The 15,057-nt window shown below is 47.5% G+C and carries 17 protein-coding genes; 14 read left to right on the top strand and 3 right to left on the bottom strand.

Annotation, left to right across the window (positions count from 1 at the left end; translation table 11 throughout):
- Positions 1-2 precede the first annotated feature (2 nt).
- The 5 genes from D1B31_RS10510 (at position 3) to D1B31_RS10490 (ending at position 4,113) form a co-directional block, all read left to right on the top strand.
- Entirely contained in the window at positions 3-350 is a 348-nt protein-coding gene (locus D1B31_RS10510; RefSeq protein WP_118920743.1) for a ribosomal-processing cysteine protease Prp, read from the top strand.
- Positions 351-644, top strand: coding sequence for a 50S ribosomal protein L27 (rpmA, locus tag D1B31_RS10505; RefSeq protein WP_053367270.1), 294 nt, complete (start codon positions 351-353; stop codon positions 642-644).
- 1,093 nt (positions 645-1,737) lie between these two features.
- Positions 1,738-2,277 carry a Spo0B C-terminal domain-containing protein gene (locus D1B31_RS10500; protein ID WP_118920742.1) on the top strand — a complete coding sequence of 180 codons (540 nt, stop codon included), beginning with the start codon at positions 1,738-1,740 and terminating at the stop codon, positions 2,275-2,277.
- A gap of 65 nt (positions 2,278-2,342) precedes the next feature.
- On the top strand, positions 2,343-3,635 hold the full coding sequence (obgE, locus tag D1B31_RS10495) for a GTPase ObgE (RefSeq protein WP_118920741.1): 1,293 nt from the start codon (positions 2,343-2,345) through the stop codon (positions 3,633-3,635).
- A gap of 22 nt (positions 3,636-3,657) precedes the next feature.
- Positions 3,658-4,113: an ACT domain-containing protein gene (locus tag D1B31_RS10490; protein ID WP_118920740.1), complete on the top strand. Its 456-nt coding sequence runs from the start codon at positions 3,658-3,660 to the stop codon at positions 4,111-4,113.
- Between the two features lie 193 nt (positions 4,114-4,306).
- Here the strand turns inward: D1B31_RS10490 and D1B31_RS10485 are convergent, their stop codons facing one another.
- A complete protein-coding gene (locus D1B31_RS10485; RefSeq protein WP_118920739.1) occupies positions 4,307-4,849 on the bottom strand; it encodes a transcription repressor NadR in 543 nt (180 codons plus the stop codon).
- 218 nt (positions 4,850-5,067) lie between these two features.
- Between D1B31_RS10485 and safA the strand changes: the two genes are divergently transcribed.
- The 3 genes from safA (at position 5,068) to D1B31_RS10470 (ending at position 9,155) form a co-directional block, all read left to right on the top strand.
- Positions 5,068-7,275, top strand: coding sequence for a SafA/ExsA family spore coat assembly protein (safA, locus tag D1B31_RS10480; RefSeq protein WP_118920738.1), 2,208 nt, complete (start codon positions 5,068-5,070; stop codon positions 7,273-7,275).
- The gene (locus tag D1B31_RS10475) at positions 7,259-8,254 is read left to right on the top strand and encodes a phosphotransferase (protein ID WP_158587517.1); all 996 of its coding nucleotides are present in this window, start codon (positions 7,259-7,261) and stop codon (positions 8,252-8,254) included. Before safA ends, D1B31_RS10475 begins: the two co-directional genes overlap by 17 nt.
- A 355-nt stretch (positions 8,255-8,609) precedes the next feature.
- Complete coding sequence (locus tag D1B31_RS10470) at positions 8,610-9,155, top strand: BofC C-terminal domain-containing protein (protein ID WP_240035241.1); 546 nt, start codon at positions 8,610-8,612, stop codon at positions 9,153-9,155.
- A 65-nt stretch (positions 9,156-9,220) separates the two neighbouring features.
- Here D1B31_RS10470 and D1B31_RS10465 read toward each other — a convergent pair whose 3' ends face one another.
- On the bottom strand, positions 9,221-9,742 hold the full coding sequence (locus D1B31_RS10465) for an outer membrane protein assembly factor BamD (protein WP_118920736.1): 522 nt from the start codon (positions 9,740-9,742) through the stop codon (positions 9,221-9,223).
- 136 nt (positions 9,743-9,878) lie between these two features.
- Here D1B31_RS10465 and ruvA point away from each other — a divergent pair, with 136 nt between their 5' ends.
- The 6 genes from ruvA (at position 9,879) to yajC (ending at position 14,428) form a co-directional block, all read left to right on the top strand.
- On the top strand, positions 9,879-10,490 hold the full coding sequence (gene ruvA, locus D1B31_RS10460; protein WP_118920735.1) for a Holliday junction branch migration protein RuvA: 612 nt from the start codon (positions 9,879-9,881) through the stop codon (positions 10,488-10,490).
- Between the two features lie 10 nt (positions 10,491-10,500).
- The gene (ruvB, locus tag D1B31_RS10455) at positions 10,501-11,502 is read left to right on the top strand and encodes a Holliday junction branch migration DNA helicase RuvB (RefSeq protein ID WP_118920734.1); all 1,002 of its coding nucleotides are present in this window, start codon (positions 10,501-10,503) and stop codon (positions 11,500-11,502) included.
- Positions 11,499-11,705: a DUF2905 domain-containing protein gene (locus D1B31_RS10450; RefSeq protein ID WP_118920733.1), complete on the top strand. Its 207-nt coding sequence runs from the start codon at positions 11,499-11,501 to the stop codon at positions 11,703-11,705. The genes ruvB and D1B31_RS10450 overlap by 4 nt, the downstream gene beginning before the upstream one ends.
- A 228-nt stretch (positions 11,706-11,933) precedes the next feature.
- Entirely contained in the window at positions 11,934-12,962 is a 1,029-nt protein-coding gene (gene queA / locus D1B31_RS10445; protein ID WP_118920732.1) for a tRNA preQ1(34) S-adenosylmethionine ribosyltransferase-isomerase QueA, read from the top strand.
- Between the two features lie 13 nt (positions 12,963-12,975).
- Positions 12,976-14,115 (top strand): tRNA guanosine(34) transglycosylase Tgt, encoded by a 1,140-nt coding sequence (gene tgt / locus D1B31_RS10440; protein WP_118920731.1) that lies wholly within the window; start codon positions 12,976-12,978, stop codon positions 14,113-14,115.
- A gap of 28 nt (positions 14,116-14,143) precedes the next feature.
- On the top strand, positions 14,144-14,428 hold the full coding sequence (gene yajC / locus D1B31_RS10435) for a preprotein translocase subunit YajC (RefSeq protein WP_118920730.1): 285 nt from the start codon (positions 14,144-14,146) through the stop codon (positions 14,426-14,428).
- A 68-nt stretch (positions 14,429-14,496) separates the two neighbouring features.
- On the opposite strand, the gene D1B31_RS10430 is transcribed toward yajC, so the two are convergent.
- Positions 14,497-14,886, bottom strand: coding sequence for a TIGR04086 family membrane protein (locus D1B31_RS10430; protein WP_118920729.1), 390 nt, complete (start codon positions 14,884-14,886; stop codon positions 14,497-14,499).
- Positions 14,887-15,057 lie beyond the last annotated feature (171 nt).

Here is a 15,057-nt window from a genome sequence, read left to right as displayed (position 1 = left end):
TTATGATTGATGTAACCATTACCCGGAATGAAACCGGACTGATTCGTTCGTTTTCGATTTCAGGGCATGCATTTTTTGCCGAGAGGGGCAAGGATATCGTCTGCGCAGGCGCATCCGCTGTTTCGATTGGGGCAATCAATGCAATCCATGAAATGACAGGAGTTGTTCCTCTAACGGAGATTGACTATGATGAAGGCTTGCTCCGCTGCGAAATTCAGGATAACCTGCCAGCGCAGGAGCGGGAGAAAATTCAGGTCCTCCTTGAGGGAATGTACTTCCAGCTGAAGACGATCGAGGAAGAATACGGGCAGCACATACGAATTACCTTCAAAAACCAGGAGGTGGAATAAATGTTATTGAAATTGGATCTTCAATTGTTCGCTTCCAAAAAGGGAGTAGGTTCTACAAAGAACGGCCGTGACTCCATCTCGAAGCGCCTTGGCGCAAAGCGTGCGGATGGCCAGTTCGTCACAGGTGGATCAATTTTGTACCGCCAGCGCGGAACAAAAATCTATCCAGGTGAAAACGTAGGCCGTGGCGGAGACGACACTCTTTTTGCAAAAGTTGACGGCGTTGTGAAGTTCGAACGCATGGGCCGCGACCGCAAAAAAGTAAGTGTTTATCCAGCAGCTCAGGAAGCTTAAGTTTAAGTTATACACAACGGAGACTCTGGCCTTCACGGCCGGGGTCTTTTTTTGTTCAAAGGTGTAGGTTTGGAAGAAGGTTAATGTTTATTTTAACTCCGTTGATTGGATCGAGGGGCACCGGCTCTTCGAAAATGGTATCGCATTTCCTTCGGGGCGCTCGCTATGCGACAGGATCCGTTTTCTGATCGGGCTTGTAGTCGCATAAGCGCTTTCTATGCGACAGGAATTCGTTCCAGAGCGGCCATGCAGTCGCATAAACGCTTTCTATGCGACACAATTTCATTCCAGAGCGGCCATGCAGTCGCATAAACGCTCGCTATGCGACAGTAATCCGTTCCAGATCGGGCTTGTAGTCGCATAAGCGCTTTCTATGCGACAGGAATTCGTTCCAGAGCAGCACTGCAGTCGCATAAGCGCTTTCTATGCGACAGGAATCCGTTCCAGCGCGGGCTTGTAGTCGCATAAACGCTTTCTATGCGACAAGAATTCGTTCCAGAGCGGCCATGCAGTCGCATAAGCGCTTTCTATGCGACACAATTTCGTTCCAAAGCAACCATGGTGTCGCATAAACGCTTTCTATGCGACACCATTCCGTTCCAGAGCGGCGATGCAGTCGCATAAACGTTTTCTATGCGACAGGAATTCGTTCCAAAGCAGCCATGCATTCGCATAAACGCTTTCTATGCGACAGGAATTCGTTCCAGAGCGGGCTTGTAGTCGCATAAGTGCTTTCTATGCGACAGGAATCCGTTCCAGAGCGGCGATGCAGTCGCATAACAGCTTTCTATGCGACAGTAATCCGTTCCAAAGCGGCCATGCAGTCGCATAAACTCTTTGGATGCTCCTGCGCCAAATATTCGAGGAAGCGAACTTCAGCTCGTCGCAAAGCAGCGCGGAGCCAATTCATAGATTTCTCATGAAGATGTTCAGGTAGAAGCTTCGTCCCGCGGCAAGCGTGTGCCCGGAGTGGTGATTAACAGCCAAATAGCGCGTACATACCGTATTTTTCCTAAGCAGTTCAAATTTGCATACGCGGCTTACTTTTTTTGTTATACTATGGGCAAACGGCGTTGGAAACAAGGAGTAGAGTATGGAGAAGAATTGGGATATTGTCGAGGTGCTCAGGCATTCCCGCCATGATTGGCTGAACAGATTGCAGCTCATCAAAGGGAATCTTGATTTGGACAAAATGGATCGCGCCAAAGCCATCATCGACGAAATAATTATTGAGACCCAGCAGGAATCGAAACTATCCAATATAAAAATGCCCATGTTTGCTTCGTTGCTTTTAAAGGCAAATTGGGAAAAACATCATTTTCATCTTGAATATGAAGTGCTCAAAGAAAATGAAACACAATCGGGGCCGGTAGATGAAAAGGTCCTTACGAAGTGGACTGCCGCTTTCTTTTCCGTGTTGGATTTTGCCGTAGAAGAATTTCAAGAAAATAACCTCTCCATCTGCATTGATCAGGTGAAAGATGGGATTTGTTTCTTTTTTGAATTTAGCGGAAAGATAGTAAGGACTAAGCTCATTAATGCTTTCCTTGAGGAGCAGAACGAGCTCGACATTTCTGTCAGCAATTTCTCCGACCGTGAGCTTACCCTGAAAGTATTTATGCCGTTCCGCTAATAATAGGGGAAATGAATCTCGCCATGTTATGGATGATGGGATGGCCAGACTGGAGGAAGTAAAAAATGTTTGTTGATCAAGTGAAAATTTATATAAAAGGCGGCGATGGAGGCGACGGGATGGTTGCTTTCCGCCGGGAAAAATATGTGCCAAAGGGCGGGCCGGCTGGTGGAGACGGCGGTTCAGGCGCGAATGTTGTATTTGAGGTTGAAGAAGGCCTGAGCACGCTGATGGATTTTCGCTACCAGCGCCATTTTAAAGCTACGCGCGGAGAACACGGCATGTCCAAGAACCAGCATGGCAAAAATGCGAAAGACATGGTTGTCAAAGTTCCGCCGGGCACGGTCGTTTATGATGAGGAAACAAACGAAATTATAGCCGATTTGGTCGAACATGGGCAAAAAGCGATCATTGCGAGGGGCGGCCGCGGCGGAAGAGGGAACTCGAGGTTCGCCACTCCGGCAAATCCGGCACCCGAGCTTTCTGAAAAAGGCGAGCCGGGCCAGGAGCGGAATGTCGTTCTTGAGCTGAAGCTGCTTGCGGATGTAGGGCTTGTCGGCTTCCCAAGTGTAGGAAAATCGACTCTGCTTTCGGTTGTTTCCTCTGCAAAACCAAAAATTGCAGAATATCACTTTACGACGATAGTCCCGAATCTTGGGGTCGTGGAAACGGACGACGGCCGCAGTTTCGTTATGGCGGACCTTCCCGGTCTGATTGAAGGGGCCCATCAGGGAGTAGGCCTTGGACATCAGTTTTTAAGGCATATTGAAAGGACGCGTGTCATTGTCCATGTAATTGATATGGCCGCGACGGAAGGGCGAGACCCTTTTGAGGATTACACAAAAATTAATGCTGAGCTCAAACAATATAATCTTCGGCTGACTGAAAGGCCGCAAATTATTGTCGCCAATAAAATGGATATGCCGGAAGCCGTGGAAAACCTGGCAAAGTTCAAGGAGCAGCTTGAAGAAGAGTTCCCTGTTTTTCCGATTTCGGCCATCACCAGGCAAGGCCTGAGAGACTTGCTGTTTGCGATTGCCGATAAGATTGCGGAAACTCCCGAATTTCCTATTCATGAAGAAGCACTCGTTGATACGGATGTTAACCGGGTTGTTTATAAGCATGAGAAGGAAGAGCGTGATTTCAAAATTACGAGGGATCCGGATGGTGCTTATGTCCTTTCCGGCGACAGTGTGGAACGCCTGTTTAAAATGACCGACTTCTCACGCGATGAGTCTGTTAAGCGTTTCGCGCGGCAGCTGCGCGGGATGGGTATTGACGATGCCCTGAGGGAAAGAGGGGCAAGTGACGGTGACACGGTTCGGTTACTTGAGTTTGAATTCGAATTTGTAGAGTAAAGTTCCGTGAAGAGGTGTCTGTATGAAGTCAAGCCGGTTTGATAAAAAGTTTTATCTAGTTCGGGAAGATGCCCTTCCCGATGTCATGAAAAAAACATTGGAAGCAAAGGAATTGATTGACCGGGGGAAAGTTGAGTCCATTGGCGAAGCAACTGCGCAAGTGGATTTAAGCAGAAGCGCTTATTACAAATACAGGGACACCGTTTTCCCTTTTGCGTCAATTGTGAAAGAGAGTTTGATTACGGTCATTTTCCATTTGGAAGACCGTTCCGGGGTTCTGTCCCGCCTGCTTGGCCTTGTGGCTGAAGCCGGCTGCAATGTCCTGACCATCCATCAGACCATTCCGTTGCAGGGAAGAGCCAATGTCACCCTTTCTATGAATACAACGCAAATGCAGGGAGATATTGAAGACCTGCTCGAAAGATTGCGGGGCCTCGATTTTGTAGAAAAAGTCGAAATCCTTGGGACAGGGGCGTAAAACTGATGTTGATTAAAGCGAAGGGCACCGACTCCGGCGGGATGTAGCGGCAAGGTGGAGACCCCACAGGCGCTAGCGCCGAGGAGGCTCCACTGACGCCCCGCGGAAAGCGTGTGCCCGTAGCGGCAATCAACAAATTTACTATAAAAAAGCGTCTGAATCCTTTGGAAGGATCCAGACGCTTTTATGTATTTCACCCAATTTCAATAAGGAACCCGGCTTCGTGCAATGCTTTTTCTGCCTTAGTCAGCGCTTGTTCCGAAGCGGCCGCTAATGTATGCAAATGATACCCTCCAGTCAGCTCGGATAAAAAGGCTGCTTTCGTCGTCTTGATCTTTTGCATAAATTGGCTTACCTCGGCGGTGTTCGAAACCATAATGGAGGCTGTCAAGTCACCGTAAACAGGATGTTCGATTTTCACATCCCTCACTGTAACCCCTTCATTCACGATTAGTAAAAGCTCGTCTTCCGTCTGATCCGGGGCATGACAGCAGGCAATGATCTTTTCAAAAACCGGGGAGAGCGGTGAATGGCTAAAATACAGATAACCCTGGCTAGTCGCGATGATTGGCTCGCCCTTTGCTTTAAGTAAGGTAATATCCCCTACAATGATTTGCCGGCTTACTTTTGCAAATGCTGCCAATTCGCTCCCTGTAATCGGGGATTCACTATTCTTTAAAAGGGAAAGAATCTGAAGCCTCCGTTCTTCACCTAGCAGCTTTTTTTCCTCACCCATAGTACCACTCCCAAAACGAAATTTCACCTAAACAGTCGATACTCTCTATTTTACCATAACCCTTCAAGCATCTGCAGTGTCTGATGGGCCGTAGTTTCCCTTGGACTGGCCCCAATCATAAAGGAAGCGGCACTTGCATAACTTTTTATGTAGATTGTTAGCATTTTGCCCACACCAACATACACTATATGGACTTATGCCATAGGAGGGAAATCAGAGTGAAGATCCATATCGTACAGAAAGGGGATACTCTTTGGAAGATCGCCAAGAAGTACGGCGTGAATTTTGAAGAGCTGAAGAAAATGAATTCACAGCTCAGCAACCCTGATATGATTATGCCCGGTATGAAAGTAAAGGTCCCGTCAGCAGGCGGAAGTGTTAAAAAAAGCGATTCTGCTGGCGCGACGAAACCGGGGGCGGCCATAAACTTCGGGGTAAAAAAAGAAGTCCCAAAAGCTGAGCACCCTTTTGCCAATATCAAGCCACTGCAGCCTGAGGAATCACCAGACGTGCCAGTTCCCGCCCAGCCAATAGCAGTAGAATCTCCTGTCACGCCGTTTACTCCACAGCAGCCTATCCAGGAAGTGGACATCGATAATTATTATTTTATGAACTTGGCCAATATGCCTGTTACGCCAAAGAAGGAAGTTCCAGTTATGCCGAAAAAAGAAATGCCGATCAAAGTGAAAAAAGAGGTGCCAATCGCGCCTAAAAAAGAAATTCCGCTTCCTCCAAAAAAGGAAGTGCCATTACAGCCTGTGAAAGTAATGCCAGTGCCAGCTCCGCCACCACTTCCGCCAAAACAAGTCAAGGAAGTGCCTGTGAAGGAAGTACCAGTGCAGCCAATAAAGGAAATGCCAGTAAAGCCTGTAAAGGAAATGCCTGTGAAGCCTGTAAAGGAAGTACCAGTGCAGCCTGTAAAGCAAATGCCAGTGAAGCCCGTAAAGGAAATGCCAATCCAGCCGCTGCCAGCACCTGCACCGGTAATGCCGGTGTATGAAGAACAGCCAATTGTATACGAAGAGTATTGCTTTCCTGTAACACCGGTTATGCCTGGGGTTTGCCATCCATGTCCGGTTCCGTGCCCGCCGGTGGAAGTTTTCCCGTGCCCACCAATCGAAACGGCAATGATGCCAGGAGCTATGTTCCCGTCGTATCCTGAAGTGCAGGGGATGATGGCGGCTGATCCTTGTTACCCTATACCCCACGTGCAAGGAATGATGGTTCAACCGGACCCATGTTATCCAGAGCTTCAAATGGTTCCAGGAGCTGAAGGAATGATGCCGGGAGTTGCGGGAGCGATGGCTGTTCAGCAATATGAAGATGAATCATCATCATCATCTTCATATATGCCTTATATGCATCACATGGGTCATGGCCAGTATGGCGGGGTTGGGGGAGCTGCGGCGCCTTATCAGCCAGGCATGGGGGTTGGACTACAAGTTCCAATGCAGGATGGGCAATTTCCTTATAGTATGGGGAGTGGTTCCCAACCTTTAATGGGCCAGCCGATGCAGGTTGGAGCTCAACAGTATCCTTTTGGTCCACAAGGTTCTTTTACCGGGGAAACAATAGATGAATCACCTATTGGCTACACTGGGAATCCATATTCGCAGTACCCATATGATGCCCAGCAGCTAATGGGCGACGGAATGCCGATGGGGCAGCAATATCCGATGGGAATGGAGCAACCGATGTACGGCCAGCAGCCAATGACCGGCGGGAGAATACCGATGGGGCAGCAATATCCGATGGGAATGGAGCAGCAAATGTACGGCCAGCAGCCAATGACCGGCGGGGGAATGCCTATGGGGCAACAATACCCGATGGGAATGGATCAACCGATGTACGGCCAGCAGCCAATGGCCGGCGGCGGTATGCCGATGGGGCAACAATACCCGATGGGAATGGGTCAGCCGATGTACGGCCAGCAGCCAATGGCCGGCGGGGGAATGCCGATGGGCCAGCAATACCCGATGGGAATGGATCAGCCGATGTACGGCCAGCAGCCAATGGCCGGCGGCGGTATGCCGATGGGGCAGCAATATCCGATGGGAATGGGTCAGCCATTTTATGGTCAGCAAGCACCATATGGAATGCCTCCGTTCGGAACTCAGTTTCCAGGTGGCACTACCCAACAGGCAGGTTCACAATTGCCGATGATGGGTCAATTCGGTCCCCAACTTCCGACTCTTGGGGGGCAGATGCCTTATGGTGAACAGCAAATGCCACAATTAGGCGGCCAGATGCCCGAAATGGGACAACAGCCATCGGATGGCATGCAAAGAGGAGGACAGGAAAGGGAATTTATTCCTTCCATCCCAAGAATATTTGCACCGCCGCTTCCTTTTGCCCAGCCGCCACTTGTGCATCCGTACGGACTATCGGGATTCCAATCCGGAAACGCCGATGAAAGCGCGGATTAGGGGAGATAAACACCAGGGAGACGAGAATATTCATCATCGTCTCCTCTCTTATTTAAGGACCGGTTTTCCGGGGAGAATTGATCAACTCGACATGATCCGTCCATCTGTCTTTTTTTTGAAATCTGCAATCGGCGAATATATCGTTAAAGGCTATACTTCCTATCATCGCCTGAAGCTTCAGGAGGCCTTTACCGCAACCCTTAAAAAAGAAGGCTTTACGCATACTTACTCGTATGTTTGTCCAGGCAGACGGAAGCCATATTACCTCGACGGACTGTATTGGGGCATCCTCGAATATATTCAGCCCCATCCGAACCCTTTTACTTTTCTAAGAGAGGCAGACCGCTTTGCAGGCTTAAAGCTTTTGCAAAAATATCACTCGATTACACAGCAAATTGTTCAAAGGTATAAAACGATTCTTCCTCCAGCAGCGCTTATTGATAAATGGGAAAATAGATTGGAATTGTTTAAGGCAAATAAACCAATGATCAACTATTTTGTTAATCGGCAAGCAACCGAATCAATCATTAGTTGGGCTGAATTTGCGCTGCGGGGGATGAAAGAACAACAGGCTTTCTTTACAGAGGGAACACAGGTAATCTTGCATGGTGATGTGGCCCATCATAATTTTCTCCGCTCGAAGAATGGTAAGGTTTATTTGATTGATTTCGATTTAATCAGTATTGGTCCGCCCGTCCTCGATTACCTTCAATATTCGAACAGAATCTTGCCATTTCTTCACTGGTCACTCGAGGAATTGGCAAAATACAATAACCTTGCTGCCTTCATGAGTGTAAAAGCGTTTTTATACGCTCTTGCGTATCCCGCTGATCTTTTACGGGAATGGAACAGAATCTTTAAGAATAGTGCAAGTCCAAATCAACATTTACTTTACCAGATAATAGAGCTGACAATGGGGCAATTTAAGGAAAGGCAGCAATTCTTCAAGAAGATACAGGATGAACTTAATTCAGTATGACGGGCCGAGGTTGGCCTTTTTTTATTCAATAGTTTTTGTTAAATTTTGCTGTTGATTTCCACTTCGGGCACACGCTTTCCGCGGGGCGTCAGTGGAGCCGCTACATCCCGCCGGAGTCGGCGCCCTTCGCTTCAATCAACGTAGTTATACCCCAACAATATCCTTCCTTTAACAAAGCCAATCAAAAATTTAGCCGGGAACAAGAAAAAAAAGCTGCCCTTCGCCTCACTTAATCTTTCGGGTCCCGAATGAAGCACTGGAACCGTCCCCTGCTTCACATATTTAGGCAGAATCGGGAAATGCTATGAATGGGTTTATTGTTATTTAGTTTATATGATAGGAAGAGGTGGTTAGGATGAGGCGGGTTGCAGCTGGTTTTTTGGCTGTGTTCTTCTTTTTTCTGTTTGGCGGGCTGTTTGGTCAGGAGTTTGTTGCGTTAGCGGCGGATGGTGGGTTGACGATGGATGCAGGCGGACAGACGGAACCTCTTCATTTAAAGGTCACTCTTGAGAAGGTGTATGTGGACGGAGAGGTCAGCCAGGAGCAATCTTACGTGTCCGTGGCATCGTGGGAGGAATTTTGGGCTAAATATAAAAATTGGGCGGCAGTGGATGTGGGGAAGGAATCAGTTGTGCTCAGAAAACATGTTGAGGATATTTCCCCTCTTTTAAAGGCGAACGGATATTTCGGGCTTAATGAAGAAGGCGTTCTCGCTATTTTTAACGGCAGGCCGCCCTATTCACAGATCATTCAGTCCTTTTTCCAAATTGATGTGAAGAAGCTGGAAAGCCGCAAGCAGGTCGAGTTGCAAAAAGGCATTCCAATCAGGACAAGGGACCGTTATGTGGAAGTGCTTGAAAGCTTTAAGCCTTACTCTGCCTGTGAAGAAAATGGACAATGACGGATACGGATATGGAGAATAAAACAAAAAGACCAGGCCATTCGCCTGGTCTTCTTACGCATCAATTAGCTTTCAACGCCTGTTATAACATATTGGCCGTCTTTTAGTTCAACTGTGTATGTAACGCCGTCTTTCGTTTTAACCGTTCCCTTATTTGCATCGCCTTCAATTGTCACATCATCCTGAGTTGTGCCAGAGATTGGCTTCGCAAAGAAAGGATCTTCTTTTACAAATGGCCTGCCATCCTTATTTTTTTCACCAGTGGAATAGTGGCTTGAAATTTGCTTGGCCACGTCTTCGCTGTAGTACTTGGTAAGGAACGCTTCAGCGGCAGCTTCGTCAGCAAAAGTTGCATTTAGGACTGGCTTTTCGGTGTCTTCATCAGTGTCGTTGGCATAAACCGTATCCACCTTGTTTTCTGCCAATCGAATAGCGTTGTACATTTTTGATTTGACCTGGTCAGTAAGCTCTGCTTTGTTTTCTTCTTTCTTTGTGTCCTCGGATCCTTTTGGCTCTTCCTTGTTGGAACAGCCAATCACTGCGAATGCGAGAGTGAAAACGGCAAGCAATGCGAACAATTTCCTCATTTCCAAAAACCCCCAATCTGAAAATTTAAACCTTTCTAATTATAAGTAATAAGGCATAGTTAATGCAACTATTTTATTCTAATAAATAAAAATAGTATGGTAGAATGAGATACAGCAACGAAGAGGAGAGAGTGTATTGTTTGAATTTATCAGGGGGAAATTGGATTTTGTTGGGCCTGAATACATAGTAGTAGAAAACTCGGGTATTGGCTGGCAGATTGCAACGCCAAACCCTTTTGCCTATTCAGGGAAAACAGGTACAGAAGTGACTGTATTCCTTTATCATTATGTCAGGCAGGATGTCATGGGATTATTCGGATTCTCAACAAGAGAGGAAAAGACGCTGTTCACAAAGCTATTGAGTGTTTCCGGTATTGGTCCGAAAGGCGCGCTTGCCATCCTTGCTTTTGGGGAGCCGGAGCAGGTTGTCACAGCCATTGAAAACGAGGATGAAGCATTCCTAATTAAGTTTCCTGGCGTTGGGAAAAAGACTGCGCGCCAGATGATCCTTGATTTAAAAGGAAAGCTCCAGCATATAACACCAAATCTGTTTCCAGACCTGTTCAACCAGGATGCCAAAACGCCCGCTGCAAAGAACGGCGTGAAAGAATTTGAGGAAGCAGTACTTGCGTTGAAGGCACTTGGGTATTCAGAGAGGGAAATCAATAAAATTTCTCCAGAACTCAAGAAGGAAACACTGTCGACGGACCAATATATCAAAAAAGCCCTGCAGCGGCTTTTAAAGTAGGATGATCGATATGGAAGAGAGACTCATATCAAGCGAAGCAGACCAGCAGGACCTTGTATTTGAGACAAGCCTGAGGCCGCAGACGCTTGGCCAGTATATCGGGCAGGACAAAGTAAAGGCTAATCTTGAAGTGTTTATCAAGGCAGCTCTCATGCGCAGGGAAACACTCGACCATGTTCTGTTATATGGGCCACCCGGTTTGGGGAAAACTACTCTTGCAGCCATTATCGCAAATGAAATGGGAGTGGACCTCAGGACAACCTCCGGGCCTGCCATTGAGCGGCCGGGCGATCTCGCGGCAATTCTAACCTCACTTGAGCCGGGAGATGTTTTGTTTATTGACGAAATTCACCGGCTGCCAAGGTCAATAGAGGAAGTTCTTTATCCGGCCATGGAGGACTTTTGCCTGGATATCGTTATCGGTAAAGGACCTGAGGCCCGCTCGGTCAGGCTGGATTTGCCGCCGTTTACGCTAGTTGGTGCAACTACAAGGGCTGGTGCGATTTCGGCACCCCTTAGGGACCGGTTTGGAGTTTTGTCCCGGCTTGAGTATTATAAGGAAGAACAATTAAAAGAGATTGTTGAGCGCACAGCGGACATTTTGAGTACAAAAATTAGCGCGGTTGCTGCCTCCGAGATTGCCAGAAGATCGCGCGGAACACCAAGGATTGCGAACAGGCTGCTTCGCAGGGTCCGTGATTTTGCCCAGGTTAAGGGAAATGGTGAAATTGATCTTGCCATGGCCGATGAAGCCCTTGGACTCCTTCAAGTCGACAAGCTTGGACTTGATCATATTGACCATAAGCTTTTAACAGGGATTATCGAAAAGTTTCGCGGCGGGCCTGTCGGACTTGATACAATCGCTGCATCAATCGGCGAAGAATCGGATACAATTGAGGATGTATACGAACCTTACCTGCTGCAGATTGGCTTCTTGCAGCGGACCCCGAGAGGAAGGGTCGTCACAGACCTTGTTTATCGCCATTTCCAAATGGAGGTACCGAAAAAATGACAGGTTTATCAAAAATGCTAATGGCCGCTGGTGCAATCATTTTTTTCATCGGGCTGTTGATGCCGTTACTCAAATTAGGTAAACTGCCCGGTGATATCATGATTAAAAAAGGGAACATGACATTTTATTTCCCAGTCGTCACATCAATTGTCATTAGTATTGTCCTGTCACTCATTCTCATGGCCATCGGAAGGTTTCGTTAAGAACTATATAGGCGAACAAAAGAATTTTGCATAGTTGAATGGAGCGGAAGGCACGTAGACTCCTGCGGGATGAAGCGGCAAGGTGGAGACCCCACAGGCGCCCAGGCGCCGAGGAGGCTCCACTGACGCCCCGCGGAAAGCGAAGTGCCTGTAGCGCAATTCAACAATAACGATCAAAAATTATATTCAATTAATATTGCAAGAAAATATAGTTAGGATGCGAAAATAGTGAAAGTAGACTTATTTGATTTCCATCTGCCCGAGGAATTGATTGCCCAAACGCCACTTGAAAACAGAACTGACAGCAGGCTGATGGTACTGAACAAAGAAACGGGCGAAATAAACCATGCAATTTTTAAAAATATAAAACAATATCTCCGCAAAGGGGACTGCCTTGTCCTGAATGATACAAGGGTTCTTCCTGCAAGGCTTTATGGTGCAAAAAAGGACACCGGCGCGAAAATTGAAGTTCTCCTACTGAAGCAGATTGATGGCGATCAATGGGAAACGCTTATAAAGCCGGCGAAAAGAATACGGGTTGGGATGGAAATAGAGTTCGGCGAAGGCCTTTTGACAGCGGTATGCACGGAAGAGGCGGAGCATGGGGGACGGGTGCTGGAATTCAAGTATAACGGCATCTTCTATGAAATTCTCGATGCTCTTGGCGAAATGCCGCTCCCGCCGTATATTAAAGAACAGCTTGATGATAAGGACAGGTACCAGACCGTTTTTGCGAAAGAAAGAGGTTCGGCCGCAGCGCCGACAGCCGGCCTGCATTTCACGGAGGAGCTGCTTGAGGAAATCCGGGAAATGGGGGTCAGCACTGCATTTATTACCCTTCATGTCGGCCTCGGGACATTCCGTCCGGTCAGTGTAGAAAATGTCCTTGAACATGATATGCATGCCGAATTTTATATCGTATCAGAAGGGACGGCAAGACTCCTGAATGAAACGAGAGAAACTGGAGGCAGGATCATCACAGTCGGGACAACGTCAACGAGGACGCTGGAAACGGTGGCTTCATCAAATGGCGGCCAATTCAGGGCAGATTCGGGATGGACGAGCATCTTTATCTATCCGGGTTATGAATTTCAGGCGGTCGACGGGATGATAACAAACTTCCATTTGCCAAAATCAACCCTGATTATGCTTGTCAGCGCGCTGGCAGGCAGGGAAAACGTCCTGCATGCGTATGAAACGGCTGTCAGAGAACGGTACCGCTTTTTCAGCTTCGGGGATGCTATGCTGATTATTTAGGAGGAGAAAGACTATGGCTGCAATACGCTATGAATTAATAAAAACATGTAAACAGACCGGGGCACGTCTGGGGAGAGTCCATACACCACACGGAAGCTTTGAAACACCGATTTTCATGCCAGTAGGGACACTCGCCACAGTAAAAACGATGTCACCGGAAGACCTGAAGGAGATGGGTGCGAAGATTATCCTAAGCAATACGTACCATCTCTGGCTAAGGCCGGGCCACGAAATTATTCGTGAAGCCGGGGGCCTTCATCAATTTATGAACTGGGACAGGCCAATCTTGACTGATTCCGGCGGCTTCCAGGTATTCAGCCTCAGTAAGTTCAGGAAAATCGAAGAGGAAGGTGTCCATTTCAGGAACCATTTAAATGGCGACAAGTTGTTCCTATCTCCAGAAAAGGCGATGGAAATACAAAATGCCCTTGGGCCGGATATTATGATGGCTTTTGATGAGTGTCCTCCATTCCCAGCGACCCCGGAATATATGAAAAATTCGGTTGAACGGACTTCCCGCTGGGCGGAGCGTTGCCTAAAAGCACACAAGCGACCTGAAGACCAAGGGCTGTTCGGGATTGTCCAGGGCGGGGAATATGAGGAGTTCCGTAAACAGAGCGCAAGGGATCTAGTCAGTCTCGATTTTCCAGGCTATGCGATCGGGGGCCTTTCAGTCGGCGAACCGAAGGATGTCATGAACCGCGTCCTCGAGTTTACGACCCCGCTTTTGCCAGCGAATAAACCGAGGTATTTGATGGGGGTTGGCTCGCCTGATTCATTGATTGACGGAGCGATTCGCGGCGTGGACATGTTCGACTGCGTCCTGCCAACAAGGATTGCCCGGAACGGGACGTTGATGACGAGCACAGGCAGGCTTGTTGTGAAAAACGCGAAATATGAACGTGATTTCGGACCGATTGATGAAAATTGCAGCTGCTATACATGCCGCAATTACAGCAGAGCCTATATCAGGCATTTAATCCGTTGTGACGAAACATTCGGAATTCGACTTACATCTTATCATAATTTGCATTTTCTGATAGAATTGATGGAGCAAGTCAGACAGGCAATCAGGGAAGACCGTCTGGGGGACTTCAGAGAAGAATATTTTGAGCGTTACGGCTTCAATAAACCGGATGCGAAAAATTTCTAAATAGATTGGATTGAAAGGAGGTAATGAAATGGGTGGAGGAAATTTACTTAGTACAGTAGGACCATTAATCCTAATGTTTGTTCTATTTTATTTTCTTTTGATCCGTCCGCAGCAGAAGCGCCAGAAAGCAGTTCAGCAAATGCAGAGTGAACTGAAAAAGGGGGACCGCGTCGTAACGATTGGCGGCCTTCATGGCTTTGTGGATGCACTGGATGAGGACAAGGTTGTCATCCGCTGTGGGGATGGAAGCAGGCTTACATATGATCGCGCCGCAATCCGCGATGTTGTCGCTTCTGAAACGTCAAACGCATAATCAAGTACAAAAAAGGCATTCCGCTACAGGTGGAATGCCTTTTGCATTATTCCTGGGGCATTGTATTGTCAGGAGGCTATTCTCTTCGGGGAAGCGATATTCACTCCCAGGATCCCACCCATCATGGAAATCAGAATATAGCAGATATGATAAACCAGCTGCGCGCCGTCGAATAACCTGTCATATCCCAAATACTGAAACAAAAAAACAATCAGGGAATAAAACAGCCCGGTCAGGCCGCCAAGAAGCCAGCCTTTTTCGCCTGCCTTCCCCCCGGCAAGAAAGCCCCCTCCAAAAAGTCCGATAAAGGACATGGCCGTTATGATGTACTCAAGAGACAGTTCCCGAACAGAAGTAAATCGCAATATTAACGAGAAAATGAGTGAGTTCATAATTGCAAAAGCAAAAATGAAGATTAATCCATATAGGATTCCTTTCCCAACGCTCCTTGACTCGATTTTAACCCTCTCCCTTCCGCCTGCACATGTTTTAGCAGTCTTTGCCTAGTACAAGCATATTCGGGTAAAAAATATTTAGAATTCTTTTTCGGGGAGCCATGGAAAAAAGTACCGGACTTTTTTTCCAACAGCAGAGGAAAATAAGCATATCGATTTCCGGGAGGATTGAAA

Source organism: Neobacillus notoginsengisoli (assembly GCF_003515685.1).
Taxonomy (GTDB): Bacteria; Bacillota; Bacilli; order Bacillales; family Cytobacillaceae; genus Bacillus_D; species Bacillus_D notoginsengisoli.
The sequence above is the reverse complement of the archived record's forward strand: the minus strand, read 5'-3'. Positions and strand labels throughout refer to the sequence as shown.

Coding starts and splice junctions, on each gene's coding strand:
- D1B31_RS10510 (WP_118920743.1), top strand. CDS start 3: ATGATTGATGTAACCATTACCCGGAATGAAACCGGACTGATTCGTTCG.
- rpmA (WP_053367270.1), top strand. CDS start 351: ATGTTATTGAAATTGGATCTTCAATTGTTCGCTTCCAAAAAGGGAGTA.
- D1B31_RS10500 (WP_118920742.1), top strand. CDS start 1,738: ATGGAGAAGAATTGGGATATTGTCGAGGTGCTCAGGCATTCCCGCCAT.
- obgE (WP_118920741.1), top strand. CDS start 2,343: ATGTTTGTTGATCAAGTGAAAATTTATATAAAAGGCGGCGATGGAGGC.
- D1B31_RS10490 (WP_118920740.1), top strand. CDS start 3,658: ATGAAGTCAAGCCGGTTTGATAAAAAGTTTTATCTAGTTCGGGAAGAT.
- D1B31_RS10485 (WP_118920739.1), bottom strand. CDS start 4,849: ATGGGTGAGGAAAAAAAGCTGCTAGGTGAAGAACGGAGGCTTCAGATT.
- D1B31_RS10475 (WP_158587517.1), top strand. CDS start 7,259: ATGAAAGCGCGGATTAGGGGAGATAAACACCAGGGAGACGAGAATATT.
- D1B31_RS10470 (WP_240035241.1), top strand. CDS start 8,610: ATGAGGCGGGTTGCAGCTGGTTTTTTGGCTGTGTTCTTCTTTTTTCTG.
- D1B31_RS10465 (WP_118920736.1), bottom strand. CDS start 9,742: ATGAGGAAATTGTTCGCATTGCTTGCCGTTTTCACTCTCGCATTCGCA.
- ruvB (WP_118920734.1), top strand. CDS start 10,501: ATGGAAGAGAGACTCATATCAAGCGAAGCAGACCAGCAGGACCTTGTA.
- D1B31_RS10450 (WP_118920733.1), top strand. CDS start 11,499: ATGACAGGTTTATCAAAAATGCTAATGGCCGCTGGTGCAATCATTTTT.
- tgt (WP_118920731.1), top strand. CDS start 12,976: ATGGCTGCAATACGCTATGAATTAATAAAAACATGTAAACAGACCGGG.
- yajC (WP_118920730.1), top strand. CDS start 14,144: ATGGGTGGAGGAAATTTACTTAGTACAGTAGGACCATTAATCCTAATG.